Origin of the sequence: Streptomyces sp. NPDC005648 (assembly GCF_040605395.1) — a bacterium.
Classification (GTDB): Bacteria; Actinomycetota; Actinomycetes; order Streptomycetales; family Streptomycetaceae; genus Streptomyces.
Genome location: NZ_JBEXCS010000040.1, coordinates 67,783 through 78,983, shown reverse-complemented (window position 1 = coordinate 78,983; position 11,201 = coordinate 67,783). Strand labels below are relative to the sequence as shown.

At 71.6% G+C, this 11,201-nt stretch carries 8 protein-coding genes; 6 read left to right on the top strand and 2 right to left on the bottom strand.

Annotated elements, in window-relative coordinates; all coding sequences use genetic code 11:
- Positions 1–138: 138 nt before the first annotated feature.
- Positions 139–327 carry a hypothetical protein gene (locus tag ABZT17_RS23230; RefSeq protein WP_356351478.1) on the bottom strand — a complete coding sequence of 63 codons (189 nt, stop codon included), beginning with the start codon at positions 325–327 and terminating at the stop codon, positions 139–141.
- 227 nt (positions 328–554) lie between these two features.
- Positions 555–3,509 (bottom strand): BTAD domain-containing putative transcriptional regulator, encoded by a 2,955-nt coding sequence (locus ABZT17_RS23225; protein ID WP_356351474.1) that lies wholly within the window; start codon positions 3,507–3,509, stop codon positions 555–557.
- A 187-nt stretch (positions 3,510–3,696) separates the two neighbouring features.
- Here ABZT17_RS23225 and ABZT17_RS23220 point away from each other — a divergent pair, with 187 nt between their 5' ends.
- The 6 genes from ABZT17_RS23220 (at position 3,697) to ABZT17_RS23195 (ending at position 11,160) form a co-directional block, all read left to right on the top strand.
- Positions 3,697–4,923 carry an amidohydrolase family protein gene (locus ABZT17_RS23220; protein WP_356351473.1) on the top strand — a complete coding sequence of 409 codons (1,227 nt, stop codon included), beginning with the start codon at positions 3,697–3,699 and terminating at the stop codon, positions 4,921–4,923.
- A complete protein-coding gene (locus ABZT17_RS23215) occupies positions 4,920–5,846 on the top strand; it encodes an LLM class F420-dependent oxidoreductase (protein WP_356351472.1) in 927 nt (308 codons plus the stop codon). Before ABZT17_RS23220 ends, ABZT17_RS23215 begins: the two co-directional genes overlap by 4 nt.
- A 21-nt stretch (positions 5,847–5,867) precedes the next feature.
- Positions 5,868–6,638: an SDR family oxidoreductase gene (locus ABZT17_RS23210; protein WP_356351471.1), complete on the top strand. Its 771-nt coding sequence runs from the start codon at positions 5,868–5,870 to the stop codon at positions 6,636–6,638.
- An 87-nt stretch (positions 6,639–6,725) separates the two neighbouring features.
- Entirely contained in the window at positions 6,726–7,844 is a 1,119-nt protein-coding gene (locus ABZT17_RS23205) for an LLM class flavin-dependent oxidoreductase (RefSeq protein ID WP_356351470.1), read from the top strand.
- A 119-nt stretch (positions 7,845–7,963) separates the two neighbouring features.
- Complete coding sequence (locus tag ABZT17_RS23200; protein WP_356351469.1) at positions 7,964–9,694, top strand: D-aminoacylase; 1,731 nt, start codon at positions 7,964–7,966, stop codon at positions 9,692–9,694.
- The gene (locus ABZT17_RS23195) at positions 9,691–11,160 is read left to right on the top strand and encodes an aldehyde dehydrogenase family protein (RefSeq protein WP_356351468.1); all 1,470 of its coding nucleotides are present in this window, start codon (positions 9,691–9,693) and stop codon (positions 11,158–11,160) included. Before ABZT17_RS23200 ends, ABZT17_RS23195 begins: the two co-directional genes overlap by 4 nt.
- Positions 11,161–11,201 lie beyond the last annotated feature (41 nt).

The following is an 11,201-nucleotide window of genomic DNA, read 5'->3' as shown; positions in this document are numbered from 1 at the left end:
CGGACAGGGCCTGGCCGAACTTCATCGCCCCGCCCTTGAGCTCGCCGAGCACCTTGAACAGCTGCTCCGCCGTGCGCTGTTGAAGCTCGCGGCCGCCGATCCCCGTGCGGGTGGAACGTCTGGGTGCGGGTGGAACGTCTAGCTGGGGTCGGACGTGATGTGGGTGTTGTCCGGGGTCGCCTCGCCGTCGTCGTCGCTCGCGGCCTCGATGTCCCCGACCTCGGTGATGTGCGTGTTGAGCGGCTTCACCTCGGTGCCGGCCTCGGCGTCCGTGATGTGGGTGTTGTCCGGCTTCACGACCGTCTCGCCACTGCTGGTGTCGCTCATGCTGTTGCCTTCCCCTGTGTTTTCCTGCAAGCGATGGGTGGCCCGTCCGGTCATTCCCCCGAGGATGTCCGGACGGGCCACATGAGCCGCCCACTCTAGATCGCTAGCGTGGCGACCTCCCCCGCGGTCCGTCTGCCCCCCGACGCGACGGACCCGGTACGCAAGAGACTGCCGGGCGGCGATAAACGAATGATGAACGCCCCCGGCGGGAGCCCCGCCGACGGGCCCTACGCCGCCGCGACCGGAGTGAGCAGCGCCCGGACCGTGGCGGCCTCCGGCGCCTGGAGGGCGACGTAGATGTCCAGGGCCTCCTGCCAGCAGACCTGGGCCCGGCGGGAGTGGCCGATGCCGTGGAGCGCCCTGCCGAGGACGGTGAGCACGTTGCCCCTGCGCCAGTCGCCGCCGATGTCCCGCAGCACGGTCAGCGCCATCTCGGCGTTGCTCGCCGCCAGGGCCGGCTTGCGGGCCTCCAGTTCGACCTCGGCGAGCCGGCACAGGGCCATGCCCTCCCAGAGGCGCTGGCGGCTGTCCCGGAAGACCCGGAGCGCCTCCTCCAGCTGCTCGGTCGCCTCGGTGTGCCGACCGGTCTTGCCGAGCGCCATACCGAGGGCGTAGCGCCCGTTCGCGGTCCGCAGGGAGTGGCCGAGGGAGTCGTAGACCTCGGTGCCCTGGCGGGCCAGGGTGACCGCGCTGTCCGCGCGGCCGGTCGCCAGATGGATACGGGAGAGGTTGCACAGGGCCGTCGCGGCCCCCGCCAGGTCACCGCACCGACGGAACCGCTCCATGGCCTGGTCCAGATACCGTTCGGCGTCCTCGTGGCGGCTCTGGTAGAAGGCGATGTTGCCGAGGAGGTTCGCCGCCCAGCTGGCGGCCAGGGGGTCGCCGGCGGACTCGGCGAGCCGGAACGCCTCCTTCGCCTGCAGATACGCCGGCTCGAACAGGCCGGAGAAGATACGGGCGTTGCTCAGCACCACACAGGCCCGCCCCTCCGCCCGGAGGTCCGACGCGGCGCGTGCGGCCTCGCACAGCAGGGCGGCGACCGTGTCGTACTCCCTGGAGTTGGCGCCGGACTCGGTGAGGTCGACCGAGGCCCACAGCAGGTCCACGGCCCGCCGCAGGGTGGCTCCCTCGGCCGACTGCCGTACGCACGCGAGCAGCGGGACCGCCTCCGCGTACAGCCAGTCCCAGGCGGCCTGGCGGTCCGCGAAGGTCAGACCGGCCGCCGGGTCCGTCTCCAGGTGGTCGGCCAGCGGATCGCCGGGCCGTTCGATCGTGTACACGCCCGCCGCGGTGGCCAGATAGAAGTCCAGCAGCCGCGAGAGCGCCGCCGTCCGCTCGCTGGGCGGCCACTCGTCCCGTTCCGCGCACGCACGCGCGTAGAGGCGTACGAGGTCGTGGTAGCGGTAGCGGCCCGGTGCCGCCGACTCCAGGAGCGAGGTGTCGACGAGGCTCTCCAGCAGCTCCTCGGTCTCCTCCGCCGGGAGGTCGAGCACCGCCGCGGCCGCGGGGAGGGAGATGTCCGGCCCGTCCGCCAGGCCCAGCAGACGGAACGCCCGTGCCTGGGCGGGCTCCAGCTGGCCGTAGCCGAGTTCGAAGGTGGCCTTCACCGCCAGGTCACCGGCCTGCAGTTCGTCCAGCCTGCGCCGTTCGTCCGCGAGCTTGGCCGCCAGGACCGAGACCGTCCAGGTGCGGCGGGCCGCGAGGCGGGACGCGGCGATCCGGATCGCCAGGGGAAGGAAGCCGCACGCCGCCACGACGTCGAGCGCCGCCTCGCGCTCGGCGGCCACCCGCTCCTCGCCCACGATCTTCGTGAACAGCGACAGCGCCTCGTCGGGGGACATCACGTCCAGGTCCACCAGATGGGCCCCGGCCAGGTCGACCATGCGCACCCGGGACGTCACCAGCGCCGCGCACCCCTCAGTCCCCGGCAGCAGCGGACGTATCTGGGCCGCGTCCCTGGCGTTGTCCAGCAGGACCAGGACCCGGCGGCCGTCCAGGACGGACCTGAACAGCGCCGACCGCTCCTCCAGGGAGTCGGGGATCGCCGAGTCGGCCGTGCCGAGGGCGCGCAGGAAGGACCCCAGTACCGTCTCCGGCTCGGCCGCCCGCGATCCCGCTCCCTGGAGGTCGACGTACAACTGCCCGTCCGGGAAGGCCGATCGGGCCTGGTGCGCCACATGCACGGCGAGGGTCGTCTTGCCGACACCGCCGATGCCCGCCAGCGCCGACACGGCCATCACCCGGCCCTCGGCCGAGGAGAGGACCTCGCCGAGTTCGCGGACGAAGGCGGCGCGGCCGGTGAAGTCCGGGACGGTGGCCGGGAGCTGGGCGGGGCGGACCTGTACGAGGGCCGGTTCCGCCACCGGTGCCGACGGCTCCGCGAGGCCGGGGTCGGCCTGGAGGATGCGCTGCTGCAGCTCGCTCAGGCCCGGGCGCGGGTCCACGCCGAGCTCGTCGGCGAGCAGGCGCCGGGTGTCGGCGTAGACGGCCAGGGCCTCCGCCTGCCGGCCGCTGCGGTACAGCGCCAGCATGAGCAGTTCGCGGAGGCGCTCGCGCAGCGGGTGGGCGGCGGTCAGGGCGGTGAGCTCGGACACCGCCTCCGCGTGACAGCCCTGCTCCAGGTCCATGTCGAGCCGCGATTCCAGCAGTTGGAGCCGCCATTCCTCCAGGCGGACCCGCTGTGCCTCCGCGTACGGGCCCGGTACGCCCGCCAGCGTCTCGCCGTCCCACAGGGCCAGCGCCCGCCCGAGCACCTCGCGGGCATGGCCGAGGTCCCCGGCGCTCCTCGCCTTCTCCGCCTCCGCGGCCAGGTCGTGCGCGACCGCCAGGTCGAAGGCGCCCTCGCCCAGGCCGCGGATGGCGTAGCCGCCGGACTCGCTCACCAGGACGCCGGGGTCCAGGACCTTGCGCAGCCGGGAGGCGTACGTGCGGACCGCCGCCAGCGCCTGCGAGGGCGGCTCCTCGCCCCAGAGGGCGTCGATCAGCTCGCCCGCGGTGGCGGTGCGGCCCTCGCGCAGCAGCAGGGCGGCCAGCAGGGCGCGTTGCTGCGGAGAGCCGGTGCTCAGCGACTCGTCCCCGCGCCGGGCACGCACCGGACCGAGCACGCCGAAGCGCAGGGCCGCCGGCTCCGGGGCGGAGGCCGCACGCCTCTGCTCGGGCACCCGCGGTACACGGTCGACCATCGCCGTCCCCCTAGACACAGTGAGCAACCCCGCCAGTTTGCCCTGTCCATGGCGGTTGCGTCAGCTGTGGAGGGGACGGTCACAGCCAGACGCGCGGTATGTCACAGAGCCTTCACCTCTTCCGCCCGCCGGGCAACCCCCGGCCAGGGAGCTGACGGACCGTCAGATCGGCGCTACCGTGAGCGGCATGGACACCGACCTGACGTTCCCTCAGATCATCTCCGTGGACGACCACACCGTGGAGCCCGCCCACGTCTGGCAGGACCGGCTCCCCAAGAAGTACGCGGACGTGGGCCCCCGCGTGGTCCGTGCCCCGCTGAAGGAGATCAGCTTCCTCGGCGGCCGTTTCCGCCCGGTCATGGGGGCGCCGGGAGACGACGGTCCCCTGGGTGACTGGTGGCTGTACGAGGGCCTCCAGCGCCCCCTCACCCGGCTCGACACCGCCGTGGGCTACAGCAGGGACGAGATCAAGCTGGAGGTCATCACCTACGAGCAGATGCGCCCCGGCTCCTACGACGTTCCGCAGCGCCTCGCCGACATGGACGTCAACCACGTCCAGTCCGCCGTCTGCTTCCCCACCTTCCCGCGCTTCTGCGGCCAGACCTTCACCGAGGCCCAGGACCACGAGCTGGGGCTGCTGTGCGTCCAGGCCTACAACGACTGGATGGTGGAGGAGTGGTGCGGCCCGGACGCCCGGGGGCGCCTGATCCCCCTCACCCTCATCCCGCTCTGGGACGCCGAGCTGGCCGCCGCCGAGGTCCGGCGCAACGCCGCCCGGGGCGTGCGGGCCGTCGCCTTCTCCGAGATACCCCCGCACCTCGGTCTGCCCTCCGTCCACTCCGACGACTGGGACCCCTTCCTCGCCGCCTGCGACGAGACCGGCACGGTCATCGCGATGCACATCGGATCCAGCAGCCGGATGCCCTCGACGTCCAAGGACGCGCCGCCCGCGGTCGGTTCCACCATCACCTTCGCCAACTGCTGCTTCTCGATGGTCGACTGGCTGATGAGCGGCAAGTTCGAGCGCTTCCCGAACCTCAAGGTCATGTACGCGGAGGGCCAGATCGGCTGGATCCCGTACATCCTGGAGCGCGCCGACGTCGTCTGGGAGGAGAACCGGGGCTGGGGCGGCGTCGCCGACAAGGTGCACCGCCCGCCGTCCGAACTCTTCGCCGAGCATGTCTACGGCTGCTTCTTCGACGACGCCTTCGGGCTGAGGAACCTCGACTCGATCGGCCTCGCCAACGTCCTGTACGAGACCGACTACCCGCACTCCGACTCCACCTGGCCCAAGTCCCGCGAGGTCGGCGAGGCGCAGATGGGGCATCTGGAGCCGGAGGTGGTGGAGCGGATCGTCCGCGGGAACGCCATCGACCTGCTGGGCCTGACCCCCGAAGGGCTCTGGCGGCCATGACCGCGCCCCTGCCCTACGGCATGCAGCTGCCCGTCCAGTCCCAGAGCACGATCTACGCCGAGCCCTGGGAGGCCGCCGCCGGCCCGGACGACCTCGCCGCGATCGCCCGGGTCGCCGACCGGTCCGGCTTCGACTACATCGCGAGCTGCGACCACGTCGCCGTACCGCGCCGCCTCGCCGCCGCGATGAGCACGGTCTGGTACGACCCCGTCGCCACCCTCGCCTTCCTGGCGGGGGTGACCGAGCGGGTACGGCTGCTGAGCCATGTCGCGGTCGTGGGGCTGCGCCACCCGCTGCTGACCGCCAAGCAGTACGCCACGCTCGACCGGCTGAGCGGCGGACGGCTGGTCCTCGGCGTCGGAGCCGGGCATGTCCAGGAGGAGTTCGAGGCGCTCGGCGTGGACTTCGAGCACCGCGGGGCCGTGCTCGACGAGACGATCGACGCGCTGCGGGCGGCCCTCGGCCCCGAGGAGTTCCCCGAACACCACGGCAAGCTCTACGACTTCGAGGGCCTGGGCCAGCGTCCCCGGCCGGTCCAGCGGCACGTCCCGCTCTGGGTCGGCGGCTCCTCGCCCGCCGCCGTGCGCCGGGCCGCGCTGAAGGGCGACGGCTGGCTGCCACAGGGAGACCCACGGGACCGACTGCCCGACCAGATCGCCAGGCTCGGGCGGCTGCGCGCGGAGGCCGGTGTCGCGGACCCGCTGACCGTCGGCGCCATCACCGAACCGCTCCACCTGGGCACCCCCACCTGGGAGGTGGGGCGCCGCACCCTCACCGGTACGGCGGACGAGATCGCCGAGTCGCTCCGCGCCTACCGCGCCATGGGCGTGCACCAGATCCAGGTGCGCTTCCGCTGCCGGGACCGTGCCGAACTCACCGACCAGATGGCCGCGTTCGGCGCGGAGATAGCCCCCCACCTCTGATCCCTCATAAGGAGTCACCGCATGGGCAAGCTGGACGGACGTGTCGTGATCGTCACCGGGGCGGCCCGGGGACAGGGGGAGCAGGAGGCCCGCCTGTTCAGAGCGGAGGGGGCCGAGGTCGTCGTCGCGGACGTGCTCGACGAGCAGGGGGAGGCCCTCGCCAAGGAGATCGGCGGGCGGTACGTCCATCTCGACGTCGGTGAGGAGGAGCAGTGGCGGTCGGCGGTGAGCACCGTCAAGAACGCCTACGGCCGCATCGACGGGCTGGTCAACAACGCCGGCATCCTGCGCTTCAACTCCCTGGTCGACACGCCCCTCGACGAGTTCATGCAGGTCGTGCGGGTCAACCAGGTCGGCTGCTTCCTGGGCGTCAAGTCCGTCGCGCCGGCCATGGAGGACGGCGGCACGATCGTCAACACCGCGTCCTACACGGCCGTGACGGGCATGGCGGCCGTCGGCACCTACGCCGCCACCAAGCACGCCATCCTCGGCCTCACCCGGGTCGCCGCCCTGGAGCTCGCCGACCGGCGCATCCGGGTCAACGCGATGTGCCCCGGCGCCATCGACACCGCGATGTCGAATCCGGCCCAGCTGGACCCGGACGCCGACGCGGCGGAGACCGGGCGGGCCCTGGACGAGCTGTACCGCAAGCTCGTGCCGCTCGGGCGGATCGGGAAGCCGGAGGAGGTGGCGCGGCTCGCGCTGTTCCTGACGTCGGACGACTCCTCGTACATCACGGGACAGCCCTTCGTCATCGACGGCGGCTGGCTGGCGGGGGTCAGCATCATCTGACGGGCCGTCAACTATTGACCTTTCTGACGGTACGTCAGAAAGTCGTATGACTCAGCAGACCCACTTGTCTTGGGATGGTGAACCGCCGTGGAATTCGGGCTCTTTGTACAGGGATACGTGGGCAAGCGGGGCGAGACCGACCCGCTCGCCGAGCACAAGGCGCTGATGGAGGAGACCGAGTACGTCATCCAGGCGGACAAGTCGGGCTTCAAGTACGCGTGGGCTTCCGAGCACCACTTCCTGGAGGAGTACTCGCACCTCTCCGCGAACGACGTGTTCCTGGGCTACCTGGCGCACGCCACCGAGCGCATCCACCTGGGCTCCGGGATCTTCAACCCGCTCGCCCAGGTCAACCACCCCGTGAAGGTGGCCGAGAAGGTCGCCATGCTCGACCACCTCAGCGAGGGCCGCTTCGAGTTCGGCTCCGGCCGCGGGGCCGGCTCCCACGAGATCCTCGGGTTCATCCCCGGGGTGACCGACATGAACTACACCAAGGAGATCTGGGAAGAGACCATCGCCGAGTTCCCCAAGATGTGGCTGCAGGACGAGTACGTCGGCTTCCAGGGCAAGTTCTGGCAGCTGCCGCCCCGCAAGGTCCTGCCCAAGCCCTACGGCAAGTCGCACCCCGCGATGTGGTACGCGGCCGGGTCGCCGCCGTCGTACGCGATGGCCGCGAAGAAGGGGCTCGGGGTGCTGGGGTTCAGCATCCAGAAGGTCTCCGACATGGAGTGGGTGCTGGAGCAGTACAAGACCGCGGTCGTGAACGCCGAACCGGTCGGGGACTTCGTCAACGACAACGTGATGGTGACCACCACGGCGATCTGCGCGCCGACGCACGCGGAGGCGATCGACATCGCGGTGCACGGGGGGCTGCACTATCTGCCCTCGCTGGTGTTCCGGTACCACGACACGTTCCCCCGTCCCGAGGGGTTCCCGGTGTGGCCGGAGACGCTGCCGGAGTACACGCCGGAGTTCGTGGAGCTGCTGATCGAGGAGGAGCTGCTGATCTGCGGTGACCCGGACGAGGTGTTCACGCAGTGCAAGCGGTGGGAGCAGGCCGGGGCGGACCAGTTGAGCTTCGGGCTGCCGGTGGGGGTGCCGAAGGAGGAGACGCTGCAGACGATTCGGTTGATCGGGGAGCATGTGATTCCGAAGATCGATACGGATCCTGTGCATCGGACGTCCCGGTTCCGGGCGGCTGGTTGATCGCCGTCGCGGGGTGCGGGTGCGTTGTGGCTGGTCGCGCCCACGCGGCGGAGCCGCAAATCGATACAGCCCCGCGCCCCTGGGTAGGTAGGCCTCCGCGCATCTCAAGGAGTCATCGCATGCTTGATCACGTCATCAGCGGCGCGACTGTCGTCGATGGGACCGGCGCGCCCGCCTTCACTGCCGACGTCGGAATAAGGGACGGGCGTATCGCCGCCATCGGTCTGGTCGACGAGGAATCGCTCACGCGCGAGGACGCCTCGGGGCTCGTGCTCGCGCCCGGGTTCGTCGATCCTCACACGCACTACGACGCCCAGTTGTTCTGGGATCCGTATGCGACGCCCTCCCTCAACCACGGGGTCACGACCGTCGCCGCCGGGAACTGCGGGTTCACCCTGGCGCCCCTGAATCCCGCCCGCCCTGACGACGCCGACTACACGCGGCGGATGATGTCCAAGGTCGAGGGGATGTCGTTGGTGGCGTTGGAGGAGGGCGCGCCGTGGAGTTGGCGGTCCTTCGGGGAGTATCTGGATGCCCTTGAGGGGCGGATCGCGGTCAACGCCGGTTTCATGGTGGGCCATTGCGCCCTGCGGCGGCACGTCATGGGGCCGGACGCGGTCGGGGGGCAGCCCAGTGAACAGCAACTGGGCGAGATCGTAAGGCTGTTGCACGAGGCCATGGACGCCGGGGCCTGGGGGTTCTCCACCACGCAGTCCTCGACCCACTCGGACGGTGACGGGCAGCCGGTGGCGTCCCGGCACGCGAAACCGGCGGAGCTGCTGGCGCTGTCGCGGGCCGTGGGGGAGCACGAGGGGACGCAGATCGAGGCGATCGTCGCCGGGTGCCTGGACCAGTTCAGCGACGCCGAGATCGAACTGCTCGCGGAGATGAGCGCCGCGGCCGGCCGGCCGCTGAACTGGAACGTGCTCACCATCGACGCCTCCGTCCCCGAGCGCGTGCCCCGGCAGCTGCAGGCGAGCGAGCAGGCGCGGAAGGCCGGCGGCCGGGTCGTCGCGCTGACCATGCCGATCCTCACGCCGATGAACATGTCGCTGGGCACCTTCTGCGCGCTGAACCTGATACCCGGCTGGGGCCCGATCCTGGGGCTTCCGGTGCCGGATCGCATCGCGCGGCTGAAGGACCCGGCCGTGCGCGCCGAGATGCTGCGGCGCGCCGAGTCCAAGGAGGCGGGCGTCTTCCGGCGGCTCGCGGACTTCGGGCGGTATGTCATCGGGGACACCTACAGCGAGGCCAACCGCGGCCTGAGCGGGCGGGTGGTGCGGGACATCGCGGCGGAGCGGGGGCAGGACCCGTTCCAGTGCCTGGTGGAGATCTGCGCCGCCGACGAACTGCGTACGGTCCTGTGGCCCATGCCCACCGACAACGACCCCGCCTCCTGGGCGCTGCGCGCGGAGACCTGGCAGCACGAGGACGTGCTGCTCGGCGGGTCCGACGCCGGGGCGCATCTGGACCGGATGTGCGGGGCGCCGTACACCACCCGTTTCCTCGGGGACTGTCTGCGCCGCCGCAAGCTGGTCGGTCTGGAGCAGGCGGTGAAGATGCTGACCGACGATCCGGCGCGGCTGTTCGGCCTGCGGGAACGGGGCCGGGTGCAGGAGGGCTTCCATGCGGATCTGGTGCTCTTCGACCCGGAGCGGATCGACGCGGGTACGGCCACCCTGGTGCACGACCTGCCGGGTGACAGTCCACGGCTGGACGCCAAGGCGATCGGGGTACGGGCCGTCTGGGTCAACGGGGTCGAGGCGATCCGTGACGACGTGGTGAGCGGGGCGGTCCCCGGGAAGGTGCTGCGCTCCGGGCGGGACACCCAAACGGTGAGCACCAGGTGACCGCGACGACCGAAGGCGCCGACGGGCAGCGGCTGTTCGTCGGCGGGCGGTGGGTGGAGCCGGACGGCGGGCACTACGCCGTCGTCGACCCGGCGACCGAGAAGACCGTCGGGTGGGCTCCGGAGGCCTCGCGGGATCAGGTGCACGCGGCCTGCGCCGCGGCCCGCGAGGCCTTCGGGCCGTGGTCGAGGACCTCGCCCGAGGAGCGGGCGGCGGTGCTGGGGCGGGCGGCGGAGATCATCGCCGGGCACTTCGTGCCGTACGCGGAGCTGGCGCAGGCGGAGACCGGGGCGACGACCGGGACGGCACGGGCGATGCAGGTCGGGGTCGGTGCGGCCCGCTTCCGGCGGTACGCGCGCGTGGAGCCCGCCGAGTGGGCGATCCCGCCGCAGATCAACGAGGCCGGACCGATGGGGAAGGCCGGGATCATGGGCGCGCTGGCCGTCCGCCAGCCGGTCGGGGTCGTCACCTGCGTCACCTCGTACAACAACCCGTGGGCCAATCCGGCGGGCAAGATCGCGCCCGCCCTGGCGATGGGCAACACGGTGGTCGTGAAGCCGGCCCCGCAGGACCCCCTCTCCGTCTACCGGATGGCCGAGGCCCTGGAGGCGGCGGGCGTCCCACCGGGGGTCGTGAACGTCGTCTCCGGTCAGTCGGTGGAGGTCGGGGAGACGGCGGTCGCCTCACCCGACGTCGACATGGTGAGCTTCACCGGCTCGACGGCGGTCGGCCGGCGCATCGGCGAGGTCTGCGGGCGGTCCCTGAAACGGCAGTTGATGGAGCTGGGCGGCAAGGGCGCGGCGGTCGTCCTCGACGACGCGGACATCGGCTCGGCCGTGGCCGGGATCGGGACGACCTTCTCCTTCTACAGCGGGCAGATCTGCACGGCGCCCACACGGGTGCTGGCGCAGCGGGGCGTGTACGACCGTCTCGTCGAGCAACTGGCCGGGTACGCGGGCCGGTTGAAGGTCGGCGATCCCCGGGAGCCGGACACGGTCGTCGGCCCGGTGATCTCGGCGGCCCACCGGGAGCGGGTGGAGTCGTATGTCGAACTGGGCCGCAAGGAGGGCGCGGTGGTGGTCGCGGGCGGCGAACGGCCGTCGTACGACGAGGGCTTCTACGTCGCCCCCACCCTCCTCGCCGACTGCCGCCCCGACATGAGGGTGGCCCGGGAGGAGATCTTCGGCCCGGTGGTCGTGGTCGTCCCCTTCGAGGAGGAGGAAGAGGGGATCGCCCTCGCCAACGACAGCGACTACGGCCTCATCGACTACGTCTGGTCGGCGGATGTGGCCCGTGCCTTCCGGGTGGCGCGGCGGCTGCGGGCCGGCGGGGTGGGGATCAACACCGTGGGGCGGAACATGGAGGCTCCGTTCGGGGGGTTCAAGAAGAGCGGGGTGGGGCGGGACGTCGGGGTGTACGCGCTGCACGCGTACAGCGAGGTGCAGGCGATCGTCTGGCCGGGGTGAGTGGGGGGCCGGTCGAGCGGGATGTCGGTGAACGGGCTTGC

Bases quoted from the DNA above. Each gene is read 5' to 3' on its own strand.
- ABZT17_RS23230 (WP_356351478.1), bottom strand. From the start codon at position 327: ATGAGCGACACCAGCAGTGGCGAGACGGTCGTGAAGCCGGACAACACC.
- ABZT17_RS23225 (WP_356351474.1), bottom strand. From the start codon at position 3,509: ATGGTCGACCGTGTACCGCGGGTGCCCGAGCAGAGGCGTGCGGCCTCC.
- ABZT17_RS23220 (WP_356351473.1), top strand. From the start codon at position 3,697: ATGGACACCGACCTGACGTTCCCTCAGATCATCTCCGTGGACGACCAC.
- ABZT17_RS23215 (WP_356351472.1), top strand. From the start codon at position 4,920: ATGACCGCGCCCCTGCCCTACGGCATGCAGCTGCCCGTCCAGTCCCAG.
- ABZT17_RS23210 (WP_356351471.1), top strand. From the start codon at position 5,868: ATGGGCAAGCTGGACGGACGTGTCGTGATCGTCACCGGGGCGGCCCGG.
- ABZT17_RS23200 (WP_356351469.1), top strand. From the start codon at position 7,964: ATGCTTGATCACGTCATCAGCGGCGCGACTGTCGTCGATGGGACCGGC.